At 67.0% G+C, this 26,728-nt stretch carries 21 protein-coding genes and 1 pseudogene; 8 read left to right on the top strand and 14 right to left on the bottom strand.

From position 1 onward, the window contains the following. Positions 1-253 precede the first annotated feature (253 nt). Complete coding sequence (locus TSO221_RS34890) at positions 254-544, top strand: hypothetical protein (RefSeq protein WP_146208732.1); 291 nt, start codon at positions 254-256, stop codon at positions 542-544. 299 nt (positions 545-843) lie between these two features. Here TSO221_RS34890 and TSO221_RS34885 read toward each other — a convergent pair whose 3' ends face one another. The 5 genes from TSO221_RS34885 to TSO221_RS07020 form a co-directional block, all read right to left on the bottom strand. Then, a complete protein-coding gene (locus tag TSO221_RS34885; RefSeq protein ID WP_146208731.1) occupies positions 844-1,797 on the bottom strand; it encodes a hypothetical protein in 954 nt (317 codons plus the stop codon). 67 nt (positions 1,798-1,864) lie between these two features. Continuing rightward, the gene (locus TSO221_RS07035; protein WP_109117771.1) at positions 1,865-3,877 is read right to left on the bottom strand and encodes a TniQ family protein; all 2,013 of its coding nucleotides are present in this window, start codon (positions 3,875-3,877) and stop codon (positions 1,865-1,867) included. Between the two features lie 14 nt (positions 3,878-3,891). Then, positions 3,892-4,830, bottom strand: a complete 939-nt coding sequence (locus TSO221_RS07030; protein ID WP_109117770.1) for a TniB family NTP-binding protein — start codon at positions 4,828-4,830, stop codon at positions 3,892-3,894. Positions 4,831-4,877: 47 nt separating this feature from the next. Continuing rightward, positions 4,878-6,851: a Mu transposase C-terminal domain-containing protein gene (locus tag TSO221_RS07025; RefSeq protein ID WP_109117769.1), complete on the bottom strand. Its 1,974-nt coding sequence runs from the start codon at positions 6,849-6,851 to the stop codon at positions 4,878-4,880. A gap of 1 nt (position 6,852) precedes the next feature. Beyond that, positions 6,853-7,500: a TnsA endonuclease N-terminal domain-containing protein gene (locus TSO221_RS07020; protein WP_109117768.1), complete on the bottom strand. Its 648-nt coding sequence runs from the start codon at positions 7,498-7,500 to the stop codon at positions 6,853-6,855. Between the two features lie 107 nt (positions 7,501-7,607). Between TSO221_RS07020 and TSO221_RS34880 the strand changes: the two genes are divergently transcribed. Continuing rightward, positions 7,608-8,561 carry a hypothetical protein gene (locus TSO221_RS34880; protein ID WP_146208730.1) on the top strand — a complete coding sequence of 318 codons (954 nt, stop codon included), beginning with the start codon at positions 7,608-7,610 and terminating at the stop codon, positions 8,559-8,561. Positions 8,562-8,705: 144 nt separating this feature from the next. Here TSO221_RS34880 and TSO221_RS07015 read toward each other — a convergent pair whose 3' ends face one another. From TSO221_RS07015 to TSO221_RS06985, 7 genes are all read right to left on the bottom strand, one after another. Beyond that, positions 8,706-9,152, bottom strand: coding sequence for a hypothetical protein (locus tag TSO221_RS07015; protein ID WP_109117767.1), 447 nt, complete (start codon positions 9,150-9,152; stop codon positions 8,706-8,708). A 345-nt stretch (positions 9,153-9,497) separates the two neighbouring features. Further along, complete coding sequence (locus tag TSO221_RS07010; RefSeq protein ID WP_109117766.1) at positions 9,498-10,130, bottom strand: TetR/AcrR family transcriptional regulator; 633 nt, start codon at positions 10,128-10,130, stop codon at positions 9,498-9,500. Beyond that, on the bottom strand, positions 10,127-10,762 hold the full coding sequence (locus TSO221_RS07005; RefSeq protein WP_109117765.1) for a PqiC family protein: 636 nt from the start codon (positions 10,760-10,762) through the stop codon (positions 10,127-10,129). Before TSO221_RS07005 ends, TSO221_RS07010 begins: the two co-directional genes overlap by 4 nt. Continuing rightward, a complete protein-coding gene (locus TSO221_RS07000; protein WP_109117764.1) occupies positions 10,759-12,375 on the bottom strand; it encodes an MlaD family protein in 1,617 nt (538 codons plus the stop codon). Before TSO221_RS07000 ends, TSO221_RS07005 begins: the two co-directional genes overlap by 4 nt. After that, positions 12,365-13,003 carry a paraquat-inducible protein A gene (locus tag TSO221_RS06995; RefSeq protein WP_109117763.1) on the bottom strand — a complete coding sequence of 213 codons (639 nt, stop codon included), beginning with the start codon at positions 13,001-13,003 and terminating at the stop codon, positions 12,365-12,367. The genes TSO221_RS07000 and TSO221_RS06995 overlap by 11 nt, the downstream gene beginning before the upstream one ends. Then, positions 13,000-13,638: a paraquat-inducible protein A gene (locus TSO221_RS06990; protein ID WP_109117762.1), complete on the bottom strand. Its 639-nt coding sequence runs from the start codon at positions 13,636-13,638 to the stop codon at positions 13,000-13,002. The genes TSO221_RS06995 and TSO221_RS06990 overlap by 4 nt, the downstream gene beginning before the upstream one ends. After that, entirely contained in the window at positions 13,635-14,252 is a 618-nt protein-coding gene (locus TSO221_RS06985) for a TetR/AcrR family transcriptional regulator (protein WP_158284016.1), read from the bottom strand. The genes TSO221_RS06990 and TSO221_RS06985 overlap by 4 nt, the downstream gene beginning before the upstream one ends. Before the next feature lie 417 nt (positions 14,253-14,669). On the opposite strand from TSO221_RS06985, the gene TSO221_RS06980 reads away from it, so the two are divergent. From TSO221_RS06980 to TSO221_RS06955, 6 genes are all read left to right on the top strand, one after another. After that, a complete protein-coding gene (locus tag TSO221_RS06980) occupies positions 14,670-16,913 on the top strand; it encodes a DUF3141 domain-containing protein (protein WP_109117760.1) in 2,244 nt (747 codons plus the stop codon). 2 nt (positions 16,914-16,915) lie between these two features. After that, complete coding sequence (locus TSO221_RS06975; protein ID WP_109117759.1) at positions 16,916-18,001, top strand: efflux RND transporter periplasmic adaptor subunit; 1,086 nt, start codon at positions 16,916-16,918, stop codon at positions 17,999-18,001. 53 nt (positions 18,002-18,054) lie between these two features. Beyond that, a complete protein-coding gene (locus TSO221_RS06970; RefSeq protein WP_247877946.1) occupies positions 18,055-21,084 on the top strand; it encodes an efflux RND transporter permease subunit in 3,030 nt (1,009 codons plus the stop codon). Between the two features lie 10 nt (positions 21,085-21,094). Continuing rightward, positions 21,095-21,784 carry an HD domain-containing phosphohydrolase gene (locus TSO221_RS06965; RefSeq protein WP_109117757.1) on the top strand — a complete coding sequence of 230 codons (690 nt, stop codon included), beginning with the start codon at positions 21,095-21,097 and terminating at the stop codon, positions 21,782-21,784. 54 nt (positions 21,785-21,838) lie between these two features. Continuing rightward, on the top strand, positions 21,839-24,355 hold the full coding sequence (locus TSO221_RS06960) for a DUF3772 domain-containing protein (RefSeq protein ID WP_247877944.1): 2,517 nt from the start codon (positions 21,839-21,841) through the stop codon (positions 24,353-24,355). A gap of 181 nt (positions 24,356-24,536) precedes the next feature. Next, on the top strand, positions 24,537-25,157 hold the full coding sequence (locus TSO221_RS06955) for a tyrosine-type recombinase/integrase (RefSeq protein WP_109117756.1): 621 nt from the start codon (positions 24,537-24,539) through the stop codon (positions 25,155-25,157). 220 nt (positions 25,158-25,377) lie between these two features. On the opposite strand, the gene TSO221_RS06950 is transcribed toward TSO221_RS06955, so the two are convergent. Both TSO221_RS06950 and TSO221_RS06945 read right to left on the bottom strand, forming a co-directional pair. Next, positions 25,378-26,004, bottom strand: coding sequence for a GPR1/FUN34/YaaH family transporter (locus TSO221_RS06950; protein WP_109117755.1), 627 nt, complete (start codon positions 26,002-26,004; stop codon positions 25,378-25,380). Between the two features lie 242 nt (positions 26,005-26,246). Continuing rightward, positions 26,247-26,728: pseudogene (locus TSO221_RS06945) on the bottom strand (acetyl-CoA C-acetyltransferase); the annotation flags it as partial.

Raw genomic sequence — 26,728 nt, 5'->3', positions numbered from 1 at the left:
GGGATACTGCCCACGCACATCCCGCGATGAAAAGAAAATGGGCGGAGCCTTCCGGCCCCGCCCGTTCTCATTTTATGCGACCCAAGCCTCACTTTAGGGGTCACACCACAACTGTGGTGTGACCCCTAAAATGAGACCAGCACGCACAGCTTTCCAGGTTTTTTGGCTCGGCCTAGACCAATAAACCGAGACACAAAGTTGTCATAAGGCGAGATTGTAATAATAAAAGCCCACAATAAGAAAGGCCGCTTTCGTGATCCAATACGATATCACCTCCTTCAACACGCTCATTAAAGCACAATTTCAGAATTCAACGAGTTTGGCCTCGACGGCAATGATGCAGGCTGCGGCGAGCTCTGAAAGCCGTGCTTTAAACATGATCGTGTCCCGCCCTTCGCCCGGAGGTGAGCCAGTACCGCGCCACGCTGTTGCGATCACCGCCTACTGCCGCCAGAACATCGATGTTCGTAACCAGATAGCCGTGCGCGTCGAAAGCACCGGAGGCGCCCCCGTCACGCAACTTGCACTTGAAAGATCTGGCTAACGTGCTGGGAGACAAACCGGTCGATCATATTGCCCAAAAGACGATGGCCAGGACGAGAGCGGTTCAAGGAAGTAGCCGCGTCAAGAGACCTTCCGGCACCTGCCGCCATGAAATTCTTGAGACTGATCGCGCACGAGAAACATTACGCGAAGCTTTGATATTTCAGCATATTTTGCCATTCCTGGAAAGGATAATCAAAGAATAGCGCAGCCTCTTCCCTCATTTCTTGATAATCCGGTTCGGCATGCCGACGCCGATGCAAATTATACCCCGAACAAGTGGCCGTCTAAGATCATGATTCAGTGATTTTTAGAAGGAACAACGAATGGCAGAACGTCTGAATGTTGCCGTGGCTTGCCGTTAGAGGCGGCCGCTAAGTTGTCGAGGACTTTTACCAGATCAGGCATTCCGCTGGCGCCAACGGTCGCGGCAAGCGCACCGATCACTTGGTAAGCCTCGGCACACTCTCGCCTCAGCCGCTCGATCTCCTCTCCGAGCGCCCACCAGAGAGTATCCGCCGGTGCCGTCTCGTCATCCGGAGTCTCCGCTGCGGCAATATGCGCCCAGTACCGCGCTCGGCCCACCAAATCGTGAGGCTCAATTCCTATCGAGGTTCCGGGGTCTCGCGGCGGCATGTCGGACAGCAACTTGCGCAGCGTAGACGGCGGCCAACGCTCAACATCGACGCCCTCAGGTCGGATAGCTTCGCCAGCCAAAGCCTGTAAGGCGATGATGGCATGCTCCGCAGATTCAAGTCCGGCGTCGCGCAAGGCTTGCTCAAGGCCATCCCAACTCGGATAGGATACACCAACTGAGGGCACTATGCGCTCACCTCGCTCGCTCCGCTTCCAGACGTCGACGAAATCCGCAAAAGCGGCCTTGAGCCCATCTTCACCGACGCGAAGAATGAAGACGCTCGGTTGCTCCCATTCAGGAGTATCGACACCACGGGATCCACCCTGAATATCCGCCCCCTGGTGTTTAGCCTCGGTTCTTGTTAGCCGATGCCCGGTGCAGCCAGGGATCTCCGTACAATCGAGAATAGGGAGCCGTGTTGCGTCTTCGACCGCATGGCGCAGCTCGCGGCGGATCTCCTCTGCGGCAGCTTCGTCTGCCTCATCCCCGCCACCTGCCAGGAAACTGATCGGCTCCAGGGTAACGGCTGTCACCTTGCCATCATCGTTGTAGTACGCTTCATGCAATGCGACCGTGCCGCAGGCCCAGCGGATCAAACGGAAGTTCCACGAACTCATCATCGACCTCCGAAACGACGCTATTTCACCATAGACATGCCACACAGCACACAACGCTCAGTTATTTTTAGATGACCGCAGCACTCCTCGTTCCGTCTCTCCACGGAGACTTGGTTGCGGACGCCGCATCCAGCGATGCGGTGACCACGCTGGAAAGCAGAGTCCGAACTTCAGCATCGATCTGGCCGCGCAGATAGAAGTATTGCCGTCCTTGGTCGATCCTAGGCCCGGTGATCGGCATGATGTGCAGGTCCTCCAGCGCGGCGACAACGTAACGGGGGGAACTTCCCAGCTCCTTGGCCAGTTCGGCCGCCCCGATATAGGTGCCACGAAACTCCTCGATGGCATCAAGGGGAACCAGGAGGTGCGCCCTGCCCTGCGTGGCTGCCGCGGCCGTTCGCAGCAGGTTCCGGTCCACCAGGTCGTAGGTCGCCTCGCCGTTCAGCCCCAGCATCTTCGCCGCCTCGGGAATGGTCACCGAACCGGCCCTCGGCGGGCGGCGGCGGGAGATCAGCGTATCGAGATCGGGCTGGGCAAAGCAGCACTGGGCCAAACCCCGCTCCGAGGGATTCAGGCGAAGAATGGGGAGGTTCCCAGCAAGCACCTCGGAGACGAGGTCACCAACCTTGAAGCCGTGCCACGTAACACTCCTCAAAGCATCCTCAAACGAGACGCCGCGATCGGTCTCGTCATTCGCAGACACATGCGAGAAGACCCGCGAGAGGAAGCGCTCGATCTCACGCTTCCGAAATTGCCAGATGTGCGAACCATCGGCGGCCGGTCCTCGGGCGGCTCGTACCAGCCCGGCCTTCACGAGGTTGAGGAACGGGGCCTTGGACAAGCCCGCGACGCCAAGAGCGCCCTGGAGATCCAGCAGATCAGCGCTGGTGACGTGAAAGGCGGCAAGGCTGTCGCGATCCACCAGGATGAGGCACCTTTTGTTCATCGGTCGCGATACCGCGGCCAAGTGGCCCGAGTCGATGAACCGGCGAACCACGGAGGGATGCATGCCGAGTTGGCGCGCGGCCTCCGTCAACGGGAGGTGCTGCGGTTCCATGACGTCACCACGGACCAATCGTGTGTTCCCACGACGGACGAAGCCGCCGGTCCAGTGCTTTTCGATGTAGGTCTCGAACGCCGTGCGAACAAACTGCGCTGGCGCTATCAGCCCGGGCGTGTTCTCGAACACCAGGAAATCGGGATGGTAGAGCGTCGGTACGAACGAGCCGAACTCGTTCTGAAGGCCCGTGCGGGTCGCCTTCTCGCCGGTGTTGGCTCGAACATTGTCCAGAAGCGCATAGAAGCCTTCAGGCCACTCCGCCAACACACGGGCGGCGGAATCGAGCATGGTGTGGCGGGCTGAATGGCCCAGGTGCGCCACCAGCCGGCGCCCGGTTCCGATACCACGACCGACGGCCCAAGCGCCGAGGAAGGTGACCAAGTCCACCGCTTCGGCGAGCCCCATGGCATCGAACTCGGGAGGAAATGGGAGAGCCTCGACATCGCAGTCGCTCAGCCCGGCCTTCTTCAGCACGGCGTTGCCCAGTGCGACGGCCGCGTCCCCGGCTCGCGGTGCGGATAGCGTACGCAGATCTCGGCCACAGGAGCAGGTGCAAAGCTTTGCCCGGGACCACGTGAACGGCTTCCCGCAATCCGGGCACATGTCGAGGAGACGGCTGCCGTGCCGCGGGCACACGGGGATCACCGAGAGATCCCATGCCATGCGGGCGTAGCCTGCCTCCGCCAAGCAATGGGGGCACACCGGCGAGCGCTTCACACCGATGGCCGAGCGGCGGACATTGCCGGCGCCGAAGCGGACGCGGGTGCCTCCCTGCTTGTCCGGTAGCGTTGGATAGAACAGGTGGTCGAGGCTGCCGGTGGGCAGGTTCAGCACGGCCTCGAGCTTTCCATCGGGGGGCGGCTCAAAGGGGTCGATGTGGTGCAGCCCGGCCAATCGGGCGAGCCACTGAAGCTTTGGATAGCCGTTGGCGTCCGCAGCCCTCAGCAAGTAGCCGAGCGGGCCTTCCATCGGCTGCGGTCGCGGCGTGACCAGAAGGCGGACATCGTCATCGTTCAGCATCGCCGTTGCTCCTTTCACACCACCTTGCCGCCCCAACCGTCGAGGAACGGGTTGGGAGCGCCGGCCTCGCCGAGGATCCGCTCGGCGTATGCTTTCGCCAGCAGGCGGCGCTCGATTCGATCCAGCTCTTGGTCGATCGCCTCATGTGCGGCGCCGCGGATCACCTTCATCACGTGAGCGATCAGCCCCTGCGACGCGGCGTAGAACCGGTCTCCCATCGCGGCAAGGCCGGAGGGAGCAGGAAAGGGCAGCGACCGGTCGATGGTGTCCAGCAGCTTGCAGAACTCCCGGCGGCTTTCGTCCGTGCTCCAGCTGAACGGCAACAGGGTGGTCTGAGCGCTGAAACGGCGCTTCAGCTGCTCGTTCGCATCGAGCACGTTGCGCGACTTCGGAAGCCCGATGAGGACCACCGGCACTCCGGTCTCGGTGATGAGGTTCTTCAACCAGTCCGACACCGTGGCCAGCACGCGGTCGCTGTCCCGGTCGATGAGGTGCTGGAATTCGTCGAGAAGCAGAAGCTGCGCGCGGCAGGTCGCGAGATACCGGTAGAGCCGCATGGTTTTGTTGTCGAGCGTCCCCCGGTCGGCCAAAGGGTCGCCAAGGCCGTGCAGCAGCCGGGTGGCCACGTTCTTCACCGTCGCCGGCACCGGGATGGTGACCTCCAGTGCAGGAATGACGGTGCCGTGCTCCTCAAGCGAGCGGGGATGCCGACGCAGGTACTGCTTCATCAGCGTGGACTTGCCGGCACCGGAGGGGCCGAGCAGAAGCATGCACTCCGGTTCGGCCGCCACGTTCTTGGACAGGCGGCACTCCTCGAACCGGCTCATCAGCTCCTTGAAACGTGGGTGGTGGAGGATGAGCTTCTCCACCAGTGCGTGCCTCTGATCCGGTGTCAGTTCGGCGGCCGGTTTGCGGCCCTCGGGTTCCGCCGGGGTTCCTCCAGCGTCAGGCATGTTTTCCCCCACTGTCCGTTAGCTCAGATGGTTCGACCCTGAGGCGTCTAGAAATCGACGCCCCAGTCCTCGTCCTCGTTGGGCGGGGGCAGCACTGGCGGCGCTTCGAGCTGCGACCAGGACGGCGCCACTTGGTCGGCTTCGGCCCATGCGCCTCCGGAGTCCATGGCCGGCCGGCCGATGTCCTCGAGGAAGCGTGCCGCCTTCATCCTCGCGCCGGTGCGCGTGCGCTTTTCTTGGATAGCGGCAACCATGGCGATGAGCTTTTCCTTGGACCGGGCAAGGGCGACGATGTCGATCCGCCCCTCCTCCGTAGCCCGCGCGTGCCGGACAATGGCCCGGTGTGCCCAGAGGCCGAGGTTGGTAGCGTAATCCTGCTCCTCAGGGCTGAGCGGAACCGCGAAGAAGCTGCTCGTTTCCGGATCCTGGACCTGGATCTCGAGCAGGTTGTTCGGGTTGTAACGGAATTCTACCGCCTGCCCTTTCGGCAGACGCCGCCGCAGGTTCTGCAACGGCTCGGACCGATAGTGCAGGCGGGCCATCTCGATGCCGCGGTTGCCAATGATGCGGCGCTCGGAGCAGGCCAGCATGACGTCGAGATCGTCCCGATCGCCAATGAGACGCGGCGTCCATCGCTTGAAGCCCTCATCCCAGCGATGCCGTGGTTGTATTCCGGTCCCTGTGTGGAGCTTCATGCCATAATCTTCGACGATCCACTGGCAGAGCAGTCTGTCGAGTTCGGCCAGCGTGATCACCGCGTTCTTCCGGGGATCGTAGTCCTCTGGCCGGATGTACGGTGGAAAGGTGCGGCCAGGCTGTCCCCCTAGCAGAGTGCGATTCACGTTCCCGAAGAAGCGCTCGACGGCTCCCTTGTACCAGGGGCAACGGACCACTGCGTGCTGGATCTCAATGCCGAGGGCGAGGCAGGCGGTTTCGAAGTGGCGGGAGTGGAACTCCCGGCCGTTGTCGACGACGATCATGTCGGGGACGCCGTAGCACGGCCAGTTCCCCTCGATGTCTGGAAAGCGCTCCTTCAGCCAGGTTTTCGGCAGGACCGCGTTGCGCAGAGCCAGCAGCACGCTGGCAAAGCTTGGCACGATGAAGCCGAGATAGTAACCGACGGGCATCCGCGAGTAGTGATCGATCAGGATGGTGAGCCACGGCCGGCCAATCGGCGCTTCCGTCCGCTCGTCGATTACGAACAGGTCGAGCTTCGTATGGTCGCACTCGACGCGCTCCAGGGGGCGGGAGGTGCGCGGGCCAGGGCCGACGATCTTGAATTCCAGGTCCGCCGCCCGCTGCCCCTTGCGGCCGACCGCACGGTCATAGGGATCCATGTTGTTGAGTTCTCGGTAGAAGGCCTTGAGCTTCGGGACCGTGACGTGCTCGGCCGCGGGCAGTTGCGCGTTGTGGCGGGTGACCCGATTGATGACGGCGAAGTAGGTTTCCCGCGCAGACGGCTGCTCCAGCTTCAGATAGCGCTCGTTGATGACCGCCGTCATGATGTCGAGCACCACCGGAGGGAACCGGCGGGAACGGTTGCCGCGACGCTCCGTGGCTGGGACCAGCGAACGCGGATTGCCACCAGCGGTCCTGTAGTCCTTGAGCCAGCGATAGACGGTCGAGACCCCAGGCGGGGCTTGATCACCAAGTTCCGCCGCCACCTCCGTGATCACGGCGGCCATATCGGACCGTCTCTTGGCTTCCGGCATCCTTTCAGCCGCCGCCACGTAGGCCTGCTTGCGAGCCATGGCCTTCTGGGCCGCTTCGGATAAGGACGCCACGCTGGTGGCCAGCCTGCGGCGCAGTTCCTCTGGAAGTGCACTGTTTCCGTTCGCCGCCACTACGCGGGCCGTCGCGGCGGCGCAGGCAGTGGCGAGTTCCTCGACCGTGCAGGTGCGATAGTCGCCGGTCTCCTCCTCCTCAAAGCGCAGCAAACCTGTGGACGTCCGTCCTGCCAGCACGTACGAGCGCTCGTCCCAGACGACGACCGTGCCGCGACGGAGATACGCGGTTGCCATGTCAGATCTCCATGCTGAGGCAGAGCAGGCTGCCGGTGTCGAAGGGGGCGTTGAGGTCGGCGTGCAGGCGGTGCCGACAGGTCAGTGCGGCGAGCGTCGCCATGTCGACACCGACGTCGGCAAGCGCATCGCAGATGACGCCCGCGGGTTTGCCGCCGTCGGCGAGCAGCCCGGCGATGGCCGGCCACACGCGCTCGGGAACGTCCACGCGCTGGTAGCGGAGCAGCAGCCGGATGTTGTCGAGGCGCGGCTGCGCGCGGATGTCGACCTCGGTGAGAATCTGGAATCCGGCCGCCATCGCCTGCAGCGACGTGGTGGCCGCAGCGAACAGAGCGACGTATTCCGGTTGGCGAGCCTTCTCGGCCGGCTTGACCTCCACCACATAGAAGCCGTGAGGCTTTTGCACCAGGAAGTCGGGCGTGTAACGCCGCGACTTGCCGTCGACGACCAGGCTCAAGGTGGTCGGCTGCTCGCGGTACGCCTGAACGTCCGGATCGAACTCCAGGAGATAGATGAGATCGCGCTCCAACTGGGATTCCCAATGGATCGTCCGCCCCATCTTGAGGCTGGGAAACCGCCCTTTCACGCGGTGTACGCTGCGCGTGATGACACGGCGCGCGCGAGTGCCGCTCATGGAGAGGTCGGGCATCAGCCTTACTCATTCTGCATCGGTGATGCATTTTCTGCATCAACGCAGCAGGGTTGTCAATGCCGCCTCTTGTGTTGCCCCAAATCCACCGATTAAGCTCCCGAACGATGCAGCCTGATCCCTCAACGCCCCTCGACCAGATCCTGGACGAGCTCAAAGACGCACGGAGCAAGGACCTGCCATGGACGCGGGTGGCCGATCTCGTGGCTCAGGCCTTGGCCCACCCGGAGTTTCGGAGCCGGCACACCAGCCTCGCCGAGTCAAAGCGGGACCTGGCCGAGAAGGCGGGATACACCTCCGGCATGGTCCAAAGAATGCTTGTTACCAAGGCGTTCCTGGACGAGCGCGCAAAAGAGATCGCGGGATCGACCGTCCTTGACCCGGCGTGCGGCAGCACTCCCCAGCTCGATACACTTCCGTTTTCCAAGGTCGAGATTGCTAAACGCGCCTACGATGTCGATCCACCAAAAGGACTGGAGCTTCTAAGGGAGGTCGCAACGAGTGACGTTTCGAGCCGCAAGCTGCGTGAGCAGTATGATTACTTCGTTACTGATCCGCCGTATGGAGGTTTGAGCCGTACCAGCCACAGACATTTAGCGGAATGGCATCGGCAAGCTTTTGATTCTCTGGAGAGAGAACTGCCGCGTTTGGCTGGCGACAACAATGCTGAGCTTTATTACAAAAAGTATAAGTTTAAGTACATTGATGTGGATGCGGTATCGGTAAATGTGAAGGGCCATGGAATTGAAAAGGTCGATGGCTTTGAGTTCGTTCAGGGGCAATCCATTAAAAAGCCAAGCCAGTTTTCTATATTCCTTGCACAATTGGCTCTCACCGCATCATATTTCCACAATCTATGGATTGTTGTGAGTAGCGATGACGATGAACTAACAGATTTGCTCAATGCCTTGGATCAGCTCGATCTGCAGTCTGTGGGAATCGTCAGGACGAACAAGGCTGGAACCATGGAAGCGCTCCGCTTCCCCAAGCGCCCTCCCGTCCCCGACCGCCAGGACGAGGTGAAACGGCAAGTGCTTCAGCAAGGCCTACCGCGCGCGTGAAGTTCTCCGCCAAGCATGCAGATCTCTTCGCGGACAGCAGGACACCCGAAAAAGCGGTGTGGGGTCTGCGGCGCCTTCCACAGCTGCCTTGAGACGCAAATGCGGCTCGGCCGCGGCTGACGTCCGGGCGGAGATTGCGGCCGATCACGGTTCCTTGGCGTCTCGTGGCGGTTGCAGTTCGTCGGCGAGAGCTTGCAGGAGGGCCGCGTCTTCCAATGCTTCGGCTTCCAAATCGTCATCGAAACTCACAGCCGCATCGCGCCGCTTCTGTGCGGCATAGAGTTGGACGGCTTCCGCAAGGAGCCGAGCCGCCCGTGGCGTGGTGTTGAGCACGAGGGAGGGTGTGCGGGCGATCGGGACGCCGAAGGCGGCGTTCAGTTCGGTCACAGCTTCGGCCAAGTCCACGCGAGCCTTCGCAAGCTTCGCTTCGACGACGGCGACCCGTTCCGACGGAAGCACTCCGTCGCCCATGCTGCGCCCCAGGGCCAGCTCAGCCTCGATTATTCGGACATCGGCCGCGCGGCACGCAATCCGCGCGATCCGGTCACCGATGCTGTCGCCAGCGAGCACCGCCACAGGCTCGTCCGCCATGGCACCTCCTATCAGGGGGCGAAGCTGCTGGTCAACGACCTACGGCCTGCCGCCGCCGCGTGCCCCGTTACAGCGCTGTCGGGATTTCGACCGGGACGGGGCAAGCCCCTCTACCCGCGCAGCCCCAGCATAATAGTGGGCAAGAGCTCCCATCGCAGCAAGGGCCCTGCGTTCACCCGGGAAATTTCCCCTTTCACCACACTCCTATTGGCCCGGCGGCTGTCGCCCGTTCCAGGGGCCTTCCAGGAGGGTGAGACCGTCCGCTTCGCGCCAGGAGTGGAAGTCGAGGAACCTGCCAGAAGCGGCCATCGCAGGGAGGGTATGAAGATACGCTGAACAAAACACTCATGCCGTGCCATTGTGGATGCCCCGCACGAACAGCGCCACCGCCCGCCGGGTGAAAGCATCGCGCTCCCCCACGGAGGGGTGGTTGGACAGGCCGAGTTCCAGGGCGTAATAGTCATCGCCGAGCAGCGCCGCCAGGAATTGCCTGGCCGCGAAGACCGGATCGACGACGCCGGCGGAATCGCGCTGGGCAATCCTCTCGAACAGAGTAGCGAAGCCCGACACGATCCGCTCCGGCCCGGCACGGAGGTACAGCCTGCCCACGCCCGGCATGCGCGCTGCTTCGCTCACCGCCGATTGGCGGGTCCTGATCGCTTCCGGCGACCACAGCAGGTCCACGAAACGCCGGCCGGCCTGGAATAGCGCTTCTTCCAGCGGCAGATCGGCCAGCGCGTCGAGGGGGACGTCGGCGCCATACCGCGTGCACACCGCCTGAATTGTGGCTGCGAAGAGGTCTTCCTTCGACTTGTAGCGCGTGTAGAGCGTCGTCTTCGAGACGCCCGCCCGATGCGCCACCAGGTTCATGGAGGTCGCCGCGTAGCCGAGTTCCAGGAACAGGTGCTCCGACGCGGCCAGGATGCGTTCGGTCTTGGATCTCCGCGCACGGGAGCGCGCGCATTCGCCGCTGCTCATCGGGACTCATCCTCCTCCGGGCACACGTCGGCTTGCGCGGCCAGCGCGCGCCGCAGGCTGTCGCCGATCCGCCCGGCCAGCCGGCGGCTGGCGTCGGACAGCGCCGTCGCGGCGGCCGCCACGTCCGGGCCGTCGACCGGCTGGCGCCCCTCCCACCGGCAGCCGTGCACCGGACCGTTGGGCAGGCGGCGCAGGGTCCAGGAACCGGCCACCGTGGCCGTCCAGCCGGAAAACGCATCGAACCGGTCCAGCCGGAGAGCCAAGCGGTACTGCGGCAGCGCGGTCGACGGGCCGGGCACCGGCGCCTGATAGCTGTCGGCGGCCCACGCCGTCCGCCACAGGCCGTCGGCCACGATCTGCCGCAGATCGTCGGCGATGGGAGCCAGCCAGCGTTCCGACTCCAGGACGCTGACCCACCCCTGGCCGTCGGTGAGCACCAGGTTGCTCCGCACCAACCCTTCCGGCACGGCAACGGGCAGGATCTCCACCAGCACGCGGGCGCTGCCCGACACCGGACCCCCGGCCTCCGGCCGGGCCAGGGCGTAATGATGCACGGGCGGCGAACTGCCGCACCCGGCGAGCAGGGCCAGGCACAGGGCGCACAGCGGCGTGCGGAGAGCGGCGCGCGTCATGGCTTGGATTCCTTTCTTCCCCGCAGCAGGGCTTCGGGGCTGCGGTCCAGGCCGTCGGCTAGGGCCTTGATGGAGCGGACGGCCTCGGCCACGCCGCGCAGGGCCTGACGGACCTCCTGTAGCAGCGGCGAGTCCCCGGCCAAGTTGAGTTGGAGGGGTTCAAGGGTCTGGCGCAGGTCCCGGAGCGTGTGGCGGATCTCCGGCAGGGTGTCGCGGTCGGCCCGTTGGGCGAGGCCGCCCACCTGCCTCAGGGCGGTTTCCAGCGCCATCATCGTCCGGTGCGCGTCCTGGCCGAGGGTGTCGATCGGCAGCCCGTCCAGCTTGCGCAGGATGCTCTGCACCTGCTGCTGCATTTCCTGGAGGTCGCCAGGGACGGTCGGCAGTTCCACCGGTGTGCGGCCCGGGTCAAAAGCGACGGCGGCGGCCTGGGGGAAGACGTCCAGGGCGACGTAGAGCTGCCCGGTCAGCAGGTTGCCGGAGCGCAGCTGGGCCCGCAGGCCGCGCCGCACCAGATCGGCCAGCACGGCGAGGCGGCGCTCCCGCGGCGCGTCGTCGGGGAAGCTGTCGCTGACGTTCCCAAGCCGCTGCGGAAAGACGTCGACCAGCACCGGCGCGGTGAAATCGCCGCTGGCGGGATCGTACTGCACACCCAGCGAGCGCACGCGGCCGATCTCGACGCCGCGGAAGTCCACCGGCGCACCGACCGACAGGCCGCGGATGCTCTGCCGGAAGAGCAGGAGCACGGTCTCGGGCGCGCCGTCCGGGGCCTTCAGCGCTTCGCCGTGGTCGGCGGCGAGGGTGAAGTGCGCCCCTTCCGCCGCGACCTCGGCCGGGACGGCGGAGGCCGGGCTTTCGAAGGCCACCCCGCCCAGCAGGATGGACGCCAGCGACTGGGTTTCCAGTTTCAGCCCCGCCGCGTCCATGCGCAGGTCGACGCCGCTGGCGTGCCAGAAGCGGCTGCCGGCCGTGACGAAGCGGTCGTAGGGCGCCTTGACGAAGATCCCCAGCGTGATCCGGTGGCCGTCCGGATCCAACGCCAAGCTTTCCACATGCCCGACCTCGATGCGGCGGAAGAAGACCGGCGATCCCATGTCCAGCGACCCGACGTCCTGCGCGTGCAGGACGAAACGGCGGCCCGGCACGTCGGACGGCACCACCGGCGGGTCTTCCTCGCCGACGAACTCCGTGCGCCGCTCGCCGCCGCGGCCGGCATCGACGCCGATGTATGCCCCCGACAGCAGGGTGCCCAGCCCGGACACGCCGGAGCCGGCCAGACGCGGGCGCACCACCCAGAACCGGCTGCCCGCGACGGCGAAGGGGGCGGCGTCCTTGACCAACTCGATGGTCGCCACCACCCGCGCCCGATCGGCGCTCAGCGTGACGCCGGTCACGTCGCCGATGTCGACGTTCTTGTGCTTCACCTTGGTCTTGCTCGGCTCGATCCCCTCGGCCGAGGCGAAGGTCACGGTGATGGTCGGGCCGCGCTGCCACAGCGCCTGCACGACCAGCGACAGGCCGATCAGGGCGGCGATGAGGGGAACGGCCCAGACCAGGGACGGTCGGCCGCGCCGGGCAGGGGCGATGCGGGGATGGACGAGGGTGTCACTGGTCATGGGGAGTCTCCCCACCCGCGTCCCACAGAAGGCGCGGGTCGAAGCTGGCAGCGGCCAGCATGCTGAGGATGACGACCGCGCCGAAGGCCGCGGCGCCGGGTCCGGCCTCGATGACGGCCAGCGAGCGGAAGCGCACCATGCCGACCATCAGCGCGATAACGAAGACGTCCAGCATCGACCAGCGGCCGGCCAGTTCCACCGCCCGGTACAACTGGCCCAGGCGGTGCGGGTCGGCGGTGCCGCGGCCGGCGCTGTGGGCCAGAACGGCAAGCGAGGCCAGCTTGACCAGCGGCACGGCGACGCTGACGGTGAAGATCAGCACGGCGAGGCCGCGCGAGCCCGAGGTCCAGAAATAGACCACCCCGCTGATGATGGTGTCGCGCGACGAGCCCAGCAGGCTGGAGGTCTGCATCACCGGCAGCAGGTTGGCGGGGACGTAGAGGATGGCGGCGGCGATCAGCAGGGCCCAGGTGCGGGATAGGCTGTCGGCCTTGCGCGCACGAGTGGGAGCGCCGCAGCGCGGGCAGCGGACGGTCGCGCCGGCGCCCACGCCCGCCCGGCACAGCGTCCGGCAATCCGGACAGGCCCACAGGCCTGCGGCCAGGGCAGTGGTGGTGATCGTGGTCATAGCGCGCCTCCCACGTCGCCGGCCAGCCGCCACAGCCCGCGCACGTCATAGGACAGCACCGCCGCCAGCAGGACGGTCAGGGCGATGAAGGCCCACAGCGCCACCCCCGGCACCACCTGGGCCAAATGCGACAGCTTGGCCAGGGACACCAGCACCCCGAGCATCAGCACCTCGATCATCCCCCAGGGGCGGACGGCCTGAAGCAGGCGCAGCAGCGGCGCGAAGAAGGCGGGGCGCCGGCCGCGCAGCGCCGCCAGCAGCAGGGCGGCCATGGCCAGCAGGTCGAACAGCGGGGCCAGCCACGTCGTGGCGAAGACCGTCGCCGCCACCAGCTCCCGGCCCTCCCGCCACAAGGTGACGACGCTGCCCAGCAGGGTGGCGGTGCTGGCGATGCCCTGCACGCGCAGCTCCAGGATCGGAAAGGCGTTGGCGAGGGCGAAGGCGATCAGCGCGGCCACCACCACCGCCAGCACCTCGTCCGGCCGCCAGCGCGGTGCTTGGTACAGGACGGTGCCGCAGCGGACGCACGCGGCCTTCTCCCCCGGCCGCACGGGGAGGCGGACGTGCATCCGGTCGCATTCGGGGCAGGCGGTCAGCCCGTCGATGACCGCGACCCCGGCTGGAGGCGCCGTCATCCCGGGTCACCGTCCCGTCGGCCATAGGCGGCAAGGAAGACGTCGACCGCCCGGCCGACGACCTCGGCGACCTCAGCGTCGGACGCCGGCTCGCGGACCCGCATCGTCACCGGTTCGGCCAGCTCCGCGTCGAGCAGCGCGACGTAGTGCAGCGCGGCGATCTTCGGGTCCGCCTCGCGCAGCGCGCCTTCCTTCATCGCCGTCGCCAGGAAGGTGGCGATGTCCTCCACCCCCTTCATCCGGCCGTCGCGGTACAGCAGGCGGCCGATGTCCGAGCGGCCGGATTCGCCATAGGCCAGACGCACTAGGCCGACGAGGTCCGGCGACTGCCGGACCTTCAGATAGTGCACGCCGTAGCGCCGCAGCGACTCCGCCACGTCGGGTCCTGCCTTCATCTCCGCATAGGAGGCGGCCACCTGCCGCTCGACGACGCGCATCATCACCTCGACGAACAGGTCGTCCTTCGACGGAAAGTAGCCGTAGAGCGTCTGCTTCGACCCGCCGATGCGGGCCACAATGGCGGACATCGACGCGCCGTCGTAGCCGCGCTCGGTGAACTCCTGGGTGGCGGCGTCGAGGATGGCGTCTCGCTTGGCTTCGGTCTTCCTGCGCATGGGGATCCTCGGGGGTAGGCTGAACGGCACGGACATGCTTGGCCGTGGGCCGACGCCGATATTATACCGTACCGTACGGTTTGATAAAGCAAAAACTCACCACCCGCCGCCGCCACCGTCCCGGCGCTGTGCTCCCCCACCGGCACACGCAGCGTCTAGCAGGCCGTGGCCCGCTGACCTTCAACCAGTCTTTTTTAGACCGTGCGGTACGATTTAGGTTGACTCGCGCGCCTCATAATCATACCGTACAGTACGGTACATGAACCGCTTGGTGTTCCGCAGCGACCTTCGACCCTGACGGCACCGCCCGCGTCCGTACCCCTTTCTGCACATCACTCCGGACCCCCACGACGCCCGGGTGCCCGCCAAGGCACGCACCCGGGCACCCCGAACCCAATCAGGGAATTGGTGCAGGCCATGTCGAACGCTCACCCGCTTCCGCAGCTGTCTCCCGCCGAGGGGATCCCGTCGCTCCCGGAGGCGCCGCTGCGCCCCTGGCAGGACGCCGCCGATTATCTTCTGGACGCCGCGCAGCGCACGGTCCTGCTCTGGGACGTCCTGCGCCGGCGCGGCAACCAGTACCGCGAGCACACCGGCAAGGAGGCGCCGCACGTGCTGCGCTTCGATGGCGAGGTCCTGATCGACGGCCGCACGCTGGCGCGGCCGGTCAACTACGGGCTGGTGCGCATCGCGCCGCCCGAGGGCGCGCCAGCGACCGACCCGCGCGCTCGACCGGTCGTGGTCGTCGATCCGCGCGCCGGCCACGGGCCGGGCATCGCCGGCTTCAAGGCCGACAGCGAGATCGGCATGGCGCTGAACGCTGGCCATCCCTGCTACTTCGTCGGCTTCCTGCCCGTCCCGGTGCCCGGCCAGACCATCGAGGACGTGGCTGCGGCCGAGGCGCTGTTCCTGGAGACGGTGATCGCCTGTCACCCACAGGCCGAGGGTAAGCCCTTCGTCATCGGCAATTGCCAGGCCGGCTGGGCGGTGCTGATGCTGGCGGCGCTGCGGCCGGAGCTGTTCGGGCCGATCCTGGTGGCCGGGTCGCCGCTGTCCTACTGGGCCGGCGTGCACGGGCGCAACCCCATGCGCTACTCGGGCGGCCTGCTCGGCGGCAGCGCGCTGACGGCGCTGACCGGCGACCTCGGCGGCGGGGTGTTCGATGGGGCGTGGTTGGTCCAGAACTTCGAGAACATGAACCCGGCCAACACGCTGTGGTCCAAGCCCTACGGACTCTACGCCAACGTCGACGACGAGGAGACGCGCTACCTGGAGTTCGAGCGCTGGTGGGGCGGCCACGTCCTGCTGAACGCCGAGGAGATGCAGTGGATCGTCGACAACCTGTTCGTCGGCAACCGCCTGTCGAGCGCCCGGATCCGCACCCGCGCGGGCGAGGTGGTGGACCTGCGCAACATCCGCTCGCCGATCCTCTGCTTCTGCTCCGAGGGCGATAACATCACCCCGCCGCAGCAGGCTCTGGGCTGGATCCTCGACCTCTACGCCGACGTCCGCGACATCCGCGCGCACGGCCAGACCATCGTCTACAGCGTGCACGCCAACGCCGGGCACTTGGGCATCTTCGTCTCCGGCGCGGTGGCCCGCAAGGAATACGCCGAGTTCGTGCAGAACATCGACTTCATCGACTGCCTGCCGCCGGGCCTCTACGAGGCGGTGTTCCGGCCGCGCCCGGAGGGCGCCGACCCCGCGCTGGGTGCCTACATCGTTTCCTTCGAGGAGCGCACCCTGGACGACATCCGCGCGCTCGGCGGCAACAGCGCCGAGGACGACCGCGCCTTCGCGGCGGCGGCGCGCCTGTCGGAGATCAACCTCGGCCTCTACCGCAGCTTCGTGCAGCCCTGGGTGCGCCTGATGACCCTGGCGCCGGTGGCGGAGGCTCTGCGCGCTCTGCACCCGGCGCGCCTGCCCTACGAGGCGCTGAGCGACCAGACCCCTGGGGCCGGGGTGCTCGCCGGCGTCGCCGAAGCGGTGCGCGGGGAGCGCCGGCCGTGCTCACCGGACAACCCGTTCCTGCTCGCGCAGGAGCGGCTGTCGGGAATGATGGAGACGCTGCTGAACGCTTGGCGCGACGGGCGCGACCACGCGGTCGAGACACTGTTCTTCGCGCTCTACGGGTCGGAGGCGGTGCAGGCCGCGCTCGGTCTGCGGGGCTCGGAGGGCACGGCGACGCGCCGGCCCGGTGCGGATCCCGAGCACGAGCGCTTCGTGCACGAGCGCATCGCCGACCTGCGCCGCCGTGTCGCCGAGGGCGGCCCGCGCGAGGCGGTGGCCCGCGCCATCCTCTATATCCTCGGCGCGACGGCGAGCGCCGACGAGCGCACCTTCGCGATGATCCAGCGCCTGCGCGCCCAGGACCCGGAGCCGCAGACGCTGGACGCCTTCAAGGCGATGCTGCGCGAGCAGCTCTTCCAGCTGCTGCTCGACGAGGAGCGGGCGGTCGCGGCGATCGCCGGCATGCTGCCCGCCGACCGGGCCGACCGCGAGGCGCTGTTCGCGATGGTGACGCGGGTCGCCGACGCCGACGGCACCGACGTTCCGGCGCGGCGCCAGCGGCTTGCCCGTCTCGACGCGCTGTTCCGCGGCGCCACGGCGGCTCCGGCGCGCGCTGCCCTTCCGAAGCTTTCTCCTGTGCAGGAGTCGTGACGATGCGCACATCCCGGATCGCCATCGCCGGCGTCCTCTTCCAAGCCCTCGCCATTGCGCTCGCGGGCTGCCAGGAGCACGCCCCGTCCGAACCGGCCATCCGGCCGGTGCGCGCGATCACCGTCGAACGCACCGCGGAGGGCGAACCCGTTTCCCTCACCGGCCATATCCGGGCGCAGGAAAACGTCAGCTTCGCCTTCCGACTGGACGGCCGCCTCGTGGAGCGGCGCATCAACGTCGGCGATGTGGTCCAGCCGGGGCAGGTCATCGGTCGGCTCGACCCGCAGATCCAGCAGAATTCCGTGCGTCAGGCGCAGGCCGGCCTGTCGGCCGCGCAGGCGCAGCTCACCCAAGCCCGCAACGACTTCCGGCGACAGCAGGACCTGCTCAAGAACGGCTGGACGACGCAGGCGCGCTTCGATCAGGCGCAACAGGCCCTGCAATCCGCAGAGGCCCAGGTCGATTCCACCCGGGCGCAGCTCCGCAACGCGCAGGAGCAGCTGAGCTACACGGACCTCCAGGCGGACGCCGCCGGCACGGTCACCGCCACCGGCGCCGAGCCCGGCGAGGTCGTACGGGCCGGGCAGATGATCGTGCAGGTCGCCCGCCAGGGCGGGCGCGACGCCGTGTTCGACGTGCCGTCCCAGCTCATCCGCACGGCGCCGCGCGATCCGGTCGTCGAGATCGCGCTGACCGACGATCCCAAGGTGAAGGCGACCGGCCGCGTCCGCGAGGTGGCCCCGCAGGCCGATCCCACCACGCGGACCTACCAGGTCAAGGTCGGCCTGATCGACCCGCCCGAGGCGATGCGACTTGGCGCCACCGTTTCCGGCCGCATCCGCCTGACCCCGCCGGCGGGCGTCGAGGTGCCGGCCAGCGCGCTCACGGAAATGAACGGACGCCCGGTGGTGTGGGTGTTCGATCCGCAAACGCAGACCGTGTCCCTGCGTACCATCGACATCGCCCGGCACGACCCGGCGAGCGTGGTGGTCGCGCAGGGCTTGGCTACGGGCGACGTGGTGGTCACGGCCGGCGTGCAGGCGCTGCGGCCCGGCCAGAAGGTGCGCCTGCTGGGAGGTGCGTCGTGAAGAGCCTCAACCTGTCCGAATGGGCGATCGGGCACCGCTCGCTCATCGCCTACATGATGCTGGTGCTCATGGCCGCCGGCGTCGCGTCCTACCTCAAGCTCGGGCGCAACGAGGACCCCACCTTCACGATCAAGACCATGGTCGTGCAGGCGCAGTGGCCGGGCGCCACGATCAACGACACCCTCAAGCAGGTCACCGAGCGACTGGAGCGTAAGCTCCAGGAGACGCCCGGCCTCGACTACCTGCGCAGCTACACGACCGCTGGGCAGTCGACGATCTTCGTCAACCTCAAGGGCTCGACGCCCGCCGCCAAGGTGCCGGACGTCTGGTACCAGGTGCGCAAGAAGGTCGGCGACATCCGCGCTACCCTGCCGCAGGGCATCGTTGGGCCGGGCTTCAACGACGAGTTCGGCGACACCTATGGCATCGTCTACGGCTTCACCGCCAGCGGGTTCTCGCACCGCGAGCTGAAGGACTATGTAGACGATGTGCGCTCCCGGCTGCTCCAGGTGCCGGACGTCTCGAAGATCGAGGTCCTTGGCGCCCAGGACGAGCGCATCTACGTCGAGTTCTCGACCGAGCAGCTGGCCGGCCTCGGCATCGATCGCGCCGCGCTCGTCGGCGCCTTGCAGGCGCAGAACGCCGTCACGCCGTCCGGCGTGATCCAGACCGGCGACGAGAAGATCCTGATCCGCGTCACAGGCGCGTTCCGCTCCGAACAGGACGTGCTGGCCGTCAACTTCGTCGCCAACGGCCGGATCATCCGCCTCGGCGACATCGCGCGGGTCAACCGCGGCCCGTCGGATCCGCCACAGCCGGTGTTCCGCGTCAACGGGCAGGAGGCGATCGGGCTGGCGATTGCCATGCGCGACGGCGGCGACGTGCTGGCGCTGGGCCACAACGTCGAGCACGCCATGGCCGAGATCGTGAAGGACCTGCCAGTCGGCATCGAGGCGACACTGGTGGCCGAACAGCCCGCCACCGTGGAGCATGCCGTAGACGAGTTCATGGAGGCGCTGTGGGAGGCCATCGCCATCGTTCTGGCGGTCAGCTTCATCAGCCTCGGCACGCGGGCGGGCGCCGTGGTGGCGCTGTCCATCCCGCTGGTCCTGGGCATCGTCTTCGTGGCGATGGAGATCTTCGGGATCGACCTGCAGCGCGTGTCGCTGGGCGCCCTCATCATCGCGCTCGGCCTGCTCGTCGACGACGCGATGATTACGGTGGAAACCATGGTCACCCGGCTGGAGCGCGGCGACAGCAAGGAGCGCGCCGCCACCTTCGCCTACACCTCGACCGCCTTCCCGATGCTCACCGGCACGCTGGTAACGGTCGCCGGCTTCGTGCCCATCGGCTTCGCGCGCAGCTCCGCGGGCGAGTACACCTTCTCAATCTTCGCCGTCGTCGCCATCGCCCTGATCGCGTCCTGGTTCGTGGCGGTGCTGTTCTCCCCGCTGCTGGGCGTCTGGATCCTGAAGAAGCCCAAGACGGTGCATGACGAGGAGGGCGGCCGTCTCATGCGCCTGTTCCACCGCGTCCTCGACCGTGCGATGCGCGCCCGCTGGGCCACCATCGCGGTGACACTGGCAGTGTTCGGGGCGTCGCTGTACGGCATGCGCTTCGTCCCGCAGCAGTTCTTCCCGGCCTCCGACCGGCCCGAGCTGCTGGTGGACCTGAAGCTGCCGCAGAACGCCTCGATCGAGGCGACGCGGGACCTGTCGGCCCGCCTGGACGGCTTCCTGGCCAGGGATCCGGACGTGGAGCGCTGGAGCACCTACGTCGGCCGCGGCGCCGTGCGCTTCTATCTGCCGATGGACGTGCAGCTTCCGAACGACTTCTTCTCCCAGGCCGTGGTGGTGACCAAGGGCGCGGACGTGCGCGACCGCGTGAAGGCACGGCTGGAGCAGGCGCTGGAGACCGACTTCCCGAGCGTCGTCGGGCGCGTCTATCCGCTGGAACTCGGCCCGCCGGTGGGCTGGCCGCTGCAGTACCGGGTGAGCGGGCCGGAGCCCGAAGCGGTGCGGGAGATCGCGTTGCGCGTCGCCCAGCTCATGGCCTCGGACACAGCCGTCCAGAAGGTCAACTACAACTGGCTCGAACCGGCGCGCACCATGCAGCTCCGCGTCGACCAGGACCAGGCCCGTCTGCTGGGGCTCAGCTCCCAGGATCTGGCCCAAACCCTCAACGCGGTGGTGACCGGCGTCACCGTCACCCAGATGCGTGACGACATCTATCTGGTCGATGTGCTGACCCGTGCGTCCGCCGAGCAGCGCGTGTCGCCGGCGACCATCCGGACGCTTCAGGTGCCCCTGCCCAACGGGAAGACCGTTCCCTTGAGCCAGTTCGCCTCGGTCGAGTACGGGCAGGAGCTGCCGTTCATCTGGCGCCGCGACCGCAAGCCGACGCTGACCGTGCAGGCCGACGTCGCCCCGGGCACCCAGCCCGCCACCGTGGTGGAGGCGCTGGCGCCGAAGGTCGCTGCGCTGAACGTCGGCCTGCCGGCGGGCTACCACGTGGACCTCGGTGGCAACGCGGAGGAGAGCGGCAAGTCGCAGGCGTCGGTGATCGCCGTGGTGCCGGTGATGCTCCTGCTGATGCTGACGATCCTGATGGTCCAGTTGCAGGGCTTCAACCGCCTGTTCCTCGTCCTCAGCGTGGCACCGCTGGGCGTCATCGGCGTCGTCGCGGCGCTGCTCGCCTCAGGCAAGCCGCTCGGCTTCGTGGCGATCCTGGGCGTGCTGGCGCTGACCGGCATGATCGCGCGCAACTCGGTGATCCTCATCGACCAGATCGAGACCGAGAAGGCGGACGGGCTCCACCCGTGGGACGCGGTGGTGGCGGCGACCACCCACCGCTTCCGTCCGATCCTGCTCACCGCGGCGGCGGCGATCCTCGGCATGATCCCCATCGCGCCGACGGTGTTCTGGGGGCCGATGGCCTACGCCATCATCGGTGGCTTGGCGGTGGCGACGCTGCTGACCCTGGTGTTCCTCCCGGCGCTCTACGTCGCTTGGTTCCGGATCGAGCGGCCGCACGCGGACGGGCATCCATCTCAGCCGGACGCGGCCGTTCTGCTGGAGGCGTGAGGAGGCCACCATGTCGTCAAGGACCCTTCACGCACAGCAGCGCGCGTTCGAACGCGCGCTGCTGGAACAGAACATCCAGATCGCCCAGGTGCTCGGGAAAGCGATCGCCATGCGCGACCACGACACGGGGGACCATAACCTCAGGGTGGCGCTGTACGCCGGCCTGCTCGGCGACGCGATCGGCCTCGACCCGCAGCCGGTCCGCGACCTGATGGTCGGCGCCTACCTGCACGACCTCGGCAAGATCGCCATCCCCGACCGCATCCTGCTGAAGGCCGGACCGCTGTCCAGCGCGGAGTGGGAGGTGATACGGCGGCATTGCGACCTCGGCGCGCAGCTGCTCGGCCAGATGCCGGCGTTCCACTACGCCATCCCGGTCGTCCGTCACCACCACGAGCGCTATGACGGAACTGGCTATCCCGACCGGCTGACGGGGGAGGACATCCCCTTGATCGCCCGCGCCTTCGCCGTCGTCGACGTCTTTGACGCCCTGGTCTCGGTGCGCCCCTACAAGCGGGCCATGGCGTTCGAGGATGCCCTGGACTGCCTGGAAGCCGGCAAGGGTACGCACTTCGATCCGACCCTTGCCGCCGCGTTCATCCGGCTGGCGCCGCACCTCTACCACACGTTCGGAAACCTCTCCGAGGACGAATTGGCCCCCTATCTCGACAACCTGCGGCTACGGCTTTTCGGTGCGTAGCGCCGTGGCTCCTGCGGTCCGCCGCCGTCCTTCGCCGAAGAAGAGGAATCCGCCATGGCCGAGCCCGCCGCCCTATTCCGCCGTCTCCTAGGGAGCCTCGCCGCCGGGTGGCTCCTGCTCGCCGCCGTGGTTCCCGCCTTCGGCCAGGACCCGGCAGCCGCCCCCGCCGTCAGCCCGGCGGCCGAATTCACAGCCCGTTTCACCGCATGGCAGGCGGTGCTGAACCAGGCCGCGACGCGGATCGCGGCCGGCGATCTCGACACCGCCGCGTACGAGGCGCTGCGGCGCGACCTGACCCGCGTGCAGGCGGAGGCGCGCGAGGCCGGCGCCGCGGCGGCCGGCGGCCGCGACGGCATGCGCCCCCTGCTTCTCTCCCTCGGAAGTCCCCCGGCCGGCGACCAAGCGCCCGAGGCGGCAGCCGTCGCCGCCGAGCGCAAACGCCTGACCGACGCCATGGCCGAAGTGGAAGGGCGCGGCAAGCAGGCCGACCTGATCCTCACCCGGTCAGGCATCCTGCTGCGCACGGCCGCCGACCAGCGCATGACGCGGCTGACCGAGCACCTCCGCAGGCGCAGCCCGATGCCACTGTCGCCCACCACCTGGGCCGAGGTGCCGGAACAGGCGGCCTACGTTCAGGAGCGCATCGGCCACGCGGTGGACGCCGTCATCGCCCAGCCCGGCTGGCGCGGGCGGCTCTCCAAGCTTGCGGCCATTGCCGCCGTGCTGGCTCTGCTGGCCCTGCCGGTGCGCCGGCTGCTGCGCCGCCGCTTCGGGTATAGCCCGGGGCCGGAGAGGCCCCGCTACCGCGAGCGGATGATGCGGATGGCGATCGAGGCGGTGGCCGGCGCCCTGGTGACGGTGGCACCCACCGTCGCTGTCACGGCGTCGCTGCTCGGCGTGCTTCGCGACGTGCCCGACGCGGGGCCGGTGTCCGCGCTGGTGCCGAGCATCGCGGGCGGCATCGTCGCGTTCTTCCTGGCGACGGGCGTCGCCCGCGGCACCCTGGTGCCTGGCCATCCCGAATGGCAGCTGGCGGACATTACTCCAGACCGCGCCCGCCCCCTGGTGCGCCGGATCACCGTCGCCGCCACCGGGCTGACCGTGGCCGGCACCGGGATCAGCCTGTCCGAAGGCATGTTCACGCCGCCCGAGCTGCGCTCCGTCGTCGGCCTCGCCACGATGGCGCTGATCGTTGCGTCGCTGTGGACGGTGCTGCCCGGCCGGCTGTGGGTGGTCGCCCCGCAGGCGGAGCCCGACGCCCGGCGAACCGCTTGGCCGCGCGTGCGTCTGGCGGTCGGTGCCGTCGCCGCGCTGTCGCTGGTCGCGGCGGCGCTCGGCTATCTGGCCGCCGCGGTCTACGCGTCGAAGCTCATGCTGGCCGGCGTCATCGTCGCGGGCGTCCTGCACGCGGTGCGCGGCGTCCTGCGCGAGATGTGGTGCGCGCTGCTGGAGCGGCGTGGCGGCCTGCTGGCGGAGGTCGGCGACACGATCGCCGAACCGGGGATGGGGAGGAGGTATCTGAATCATGCTGGGTGGGTCGTCATCGACGGCGCGCTGTTCGTCGTGGCCGCCCTGGCCCTGCTGCCCTTGACAGGCACTTCGGTATCGGAGATGGCCGACGTCGCCGATACCGTCTTCGGCGGCGTGGTGATCGCCGGCGTGCGCGTCGCGCCGGCCAGCGTCCTCAAGGCGGCCGTGGCGCTCGCCACCATGACCGCCGCGACGCGCTTCCTCCAGCGCCATTTGGACGGATGGTTCCTGGCCCGGCTGTCCCTCGACATCGGCCTGCGCAATTCGATCCGCACCGGCGTCGGCTATCTCGGCGCGACGCTGGCCGTGCTGGTGGCGGTGGGCATCCTCGGCCTCGACCTGTCGAACCTCGCGATGATCGCCAGTGCGCTGTCGGTCGGCATCGGCTTCGGCCTGCAGAACATCGTCGGCAACTTCATCGCTGGTCTGGTCATGCTGGTGGAGCGGCCGGTCAAGGTTGGCGACTGGGTGGTGGTGGACGGAGTCGAGGGCGTGGTGCGCCGCATCAGCGTGCGCGCCACCGAGGTTCGGACCTTCCAGGGTGCTTCGCTGGTCATCCCCAATTCGGAGTTCATCTCCAAGGCCGTGGTCAACTGGACGCTGCTGGACCGGACGACTCGGGTGGAGATCAAGGTCGGCGTCGGGTACGATGCCGACGCGCGCCTGGTCCACGACCTCCTGCTGCGGATCGCTCAGGAGCACCCGCACGTGCTGCGCGATCCCCCGCCGGTGGTCGCGTTCCGCGACTTCGGCGCGAGTGCCCTGCAGTTCGAGCTGCGCTTCTTCCTGGCGGACACCGAGATCATCCAGACGGTGCGCAACGACGTACGGATGCAGATCCTTGAGACGTTCCGGGCGCAGCGCATCGAAATCCCTTACGAGCAACGTGTCGTCCACATGCCCCGCGTGGAAGCGCTCCTCGAGGACCTTCTGGCCGCGCGGGACACGGCATCCTCCATTGCGCCGGCCGAACCCGCACCGTCAAAGAGGGCCGGGCCAATCCGGAACGTGAGCGGAAAGAAGCGAGTGCTCATCGAATAACGAACTGAGCGCCCATTCAGAACCTGACTGTACGTCGGCTTTGGGTCAAGAGCGAACTTCGGCTCCTGGCGCACCTCAGCCAGTGGGCCGGCACCTCCACCGATCCTCAATGGTTCCATCCGATGCTGGTGGACTCTGCCTCGCCGAACCGGAGAGGCACATGTTCACGAGGAGACCAAGGATGAGCCAAGCCTCCCAGGTCGGTCGGGTCCCGTGGAACAAAGGCCGCCTGATCGGACCGAAACCTCCGCTCAAGCCGAAGCATGTCTGGGGGATCCGCATTCGCCTTCAACTGGCGGACGCGGCACGCGACCTCGCGATGTTCGATCTGGCCATCGACAGCAAGCTGCGTGGGTGCGATCTCGTCCGCCTCAAGATTGGCGATGTTGCCTTGAACGGCTCGGTGCGCTCCCGCGCGACCGTGGTGCAGCAGAAGACGGGCCATCCGGTCCAGTTCGAGATCACCGAGCAGACCCGGGAGTCGGTCGGCGGATGGATTCGGCTGAGGAGCGGCCGCAGCAGCGATTATCTGTTCCCGAGCCGTGTGCGGCCGGATCGACCGATCTCGACGCGTCAATATGCCCGACTGGTCGATCGCTGGGTCGGTGAGATAGGTCTCGACCCAGCGACCTACGGGACGCATTCCATGCGCCGGACGAAGGCGACCCTGATCTACCGGCGAACCGGCAATCTGCGCGCCATCCAGCTCCTGCTCGGCCACACCAAGCTGGAGAGCACGGTCCGCTATCTGGGGATCGAGGTCGAGGATGCTCTGGCATTGGCCGAGCAGACCGAGATTTGAAGAGCTATGAGGGAGTGCCCTCGGCAAACGGGAGCACTTCCCGGCTCGTCCTGACCCAAAGCTGACCTTTGAAAGGCGGACCTGTTCAAAGCTCAGGCACGTGTTCCGTTCTGTGGCACCGGTAGTGAGAGACGTTATCGGTCGCTGCGTTAGCCAGAACCACCTGTCTCAACCGAAGTCGTTACAACGACTGCGGTTGAGACGATCGATACTGCCGCCGTCAGGAGATGATGGGTTTCCCCATTGGCAGGACGTCGCGGCCGAAGACGTCAAGAAAGACCGCATGAGCCATTCCGTAAAGCGCCAACCCGGCACACACCATCAACTCGTAGCCGGCAAGGACGGTGAACGTGTGAGACATGAAATGAGCGAGGTCGAGCAGGACGAAGCCGATCAGCAGCGTGATGAACACCAACCCAAGCACGGTGCTGATTCGCAACGCTCCGACGGTCATGACCGCGGTGTAGAGGGTCCAGACCACCAGGTACCACCCCACATCCGTTTCAGTGACTGTGAACAGACCTGTCGCATTGCCGATCTGCATCAAGCCGAGAGCGATCCAGAAGCAGCCGTACGAAGTAAAGGCGCTGTACCCGAAGTTGTTGCCAGCTTTCATCTCTTGAAGACCGGCGATCATCTGGGCGGCGCCGCCGAAGACGAGGCCGAGCCAGACGACCGGACCGATCCCGACCCAGCCGACATTATGGAACTGCAGAAGCAAAGTGGACAGCCCAAATCCCGCAAGCCCTACAACAGCCGGGTTCCCATGTTTGGGGATCGGTTTCGGTGCCGGATCGGCAGTCGCGGGGACGGGGAATGGTTTCGCGACGATGGAATGTGCAGACATTGGAGTTCCCGTTCAAAGAGGCGGCGGCGATCCGACGCCTGTTCCACAGAGTGTTCCTAGCGGTGGGCGATCGTCATTGCGACGTTGCCCCGAGAAGGTTGGGGTATCCTGGCCAAGCTGATGTCGTTGCCCGATCCCCCGCTCCGCGGCTCATCTCTGGCCGCAGATCGTTGTTGGTCAGGGGGGACCCGGGAGATGCGGCGCCTCCCCCGGTTTTCACCTGGAATGTGGTGGCCTTGCGCTCAGTCGCGTTGAACGCAAAGAGCGACGCCCATGCCGCCGCCGATGCACAGCGTGGTCAACCCGCGTTTGGCATCCCGTTGTTGCATTTCGAAAAGCAACGTCGTCAGCACACGCGCTCCGGACGCTCCGATGGGGTGACCCAGCGCGATGGCGCCGCCGTTGACGTTGACCTTGACCGGATCCCAGCCGAACTCCTTGTTGACAGCCAGGGCCTGGGCGGCGAACGCCTCGTTCGCCTCGATCAGGTCGAGGTCCCCGACCTTCCAGCCGGCCTTCTGCAGCGCCAGGCGGGAGGCCGGGATCGGACCGGTGCCCATAGTCGCCGGATCGACGCCGGCGGTCGCCCAGGACACGATGCGCGCCAACGGCTCGATACCGCGCTTGGCGGCGTTGTCGGCCCTCATCAGCACCAGCGCGGCGGCGCCGTCGTTGATGCCCGAGGCGTTGCCGGCGGTCACCGTGCCGTCCTTGGCGAAGGCCG

This window comes from Azospirillum sp. TSO22-1 (assembly GCF_003116015.1).
Taxonomy (GTDB): domain Bacteria; phylum Pseudomonadota; class Alphaproteobacteria; order Azospirillales; family Azospirillaceae; genus Azospirillum.
Note: the sequence above shows the minus strand (reverse complement) of the source record. Positions and strands in the feature narration are given on the sequence as shown.

Coding starts and splice junctions, on each gene's coding strand:
- TSO221_RS34885 (WP_146208731.1), bottom strand. CDS start 1,797: ATGAGTTCGTGGAACTTCCGTTTGATCCGCTGGGCCTGCGGCACGGTC.
- TSO221_RS07035 (WP_109117771.1), bottom strand. CDS start 3,877: ATGCTGAACGATGACGATGTCCGCCTTCTGGTCACGCCGCGACCGCAG.
- TSO221_RS07030 (WP_109117770.1), bottom strand. CDS start 4,830: ATGCCTGACGCTGGAGGAACCCCGGCGGAACCCGAGGGCCGCAAACCG.
- TSO221_RS07025 (WP_109117769.1), bottom strand. CDS start 6,851: ATGGCAACCGCGTATCTCCGTCGCGGCACGGTCGTCGTCTGGGACGAG.
- TSO221_RS07020 (WP_109117768.1), bottom strand. CDS start 7,500: ATGCCCGACCTCTCCATGAGCGGCACTCGCGCGCGCCGTGTCATCACG.
- TSO221_RS34880 (WP_146208730.1), top strand. CDS start 7,608: ATGCAGCCTGATCCCTCAACGCCCCTCGACCAGATCCTGGACGAGCTC.
- TSO221_RS07015 (WP_109117767.1), bottom strand. CDS start 9,152: ATGGCGGACGAGCCTGTGGCGGTGCTCGCTGGCGACAGCATCGGTGAC.
- TSO221_RS07010 (WP_109117766.1), bottom strand. CDS start 10,130: ATGAGCAGCGGCGAATGCGCGCGCTCCCGTGCGCGGAGATCCAAGACC.
- TSO221_RS07005 (WP_109117765.1), bottom strand. CDS start 10,762: ATGACGCGCGCCGCTCTCCGCACGCCGCTGTGCGCCCTGTGCCTGGCC.
- TSO221_RS07000 (WP_109117764.1), bottom strand. CDS start 12,375: ATGACCAGTGACACCCTCGTCCATCCCCGCATCGCCCCTGCCCGGCGC.
- TSO221_RS06995 (WP_109117763.1), bottom strand. CDS start 13,003: ATGACCACGATCACCACCACTGCCCTGGCCGCAGGCCTGTGGGCCTGT.
- TSO221_RS06990 (WP_109117762.1), bottom strand. CDS start 13,638: ATGACGGCGCCTCCAGCCGGGGTCGCGGTCATCGACGGGCTGACCGCC.
- TSO221_RS06985 (WP_158284016.1), bottom strand. CDS start 14,252: ATGCGCAGGAAGACCGAAGCCAAGCGAGACGCCATCCTCGACGCCGCC.
- TSO221_RS06980 (WP_109117760.1), top strand. CDS start 14,670: ATGTCGAACGCTCACCCGCTTCCGCAGCTGTCTCCCGCCGAGGGGATC.
- TSO221_RS06975 (WP_109117759.1), top strand. CDS start 16,916: ATGCGCACATCCCGGATCGCCATCGCCGGCGTCCTCTTCCAAGCCCTC.
- TSO221_RS06970 (WP_247877946.1), top strand. CDS start 18,055: ATGATGCTGGTGCTCATGGCCGCCGGCGTCGCGTCCTACCTCAAGCTC.
- TSO221_RS06965 (WP_109117757.1), top strand. CDS start 21,095: ATGTCGTCAAGGACCCTTCACGCACAGCAGCGCGCGTTCGAACGCGCG.
- TSO221_RS06960 (WP_247877944.1), top strand. CDS start 21,839: ATGGCCGAGCCCGCCGCCCTATTCCGCCGTCTCCTAGGGAGCCTCGCC.
- TSO221_RS06955 (WP_109117756.1), top strand. CDS start 24,537: ATGAGCCAAGCCTCCCAGGTCGGTCGGGTCCCGTGGAACAAAGGCCGC.
- TSO221_RS06950 (WP_109117755.1), bottom strand. CDS start 26,004: ATGTCTGCACATTCCATCGTCGCGAAACCATTCCCCGTCCCCGCGACT.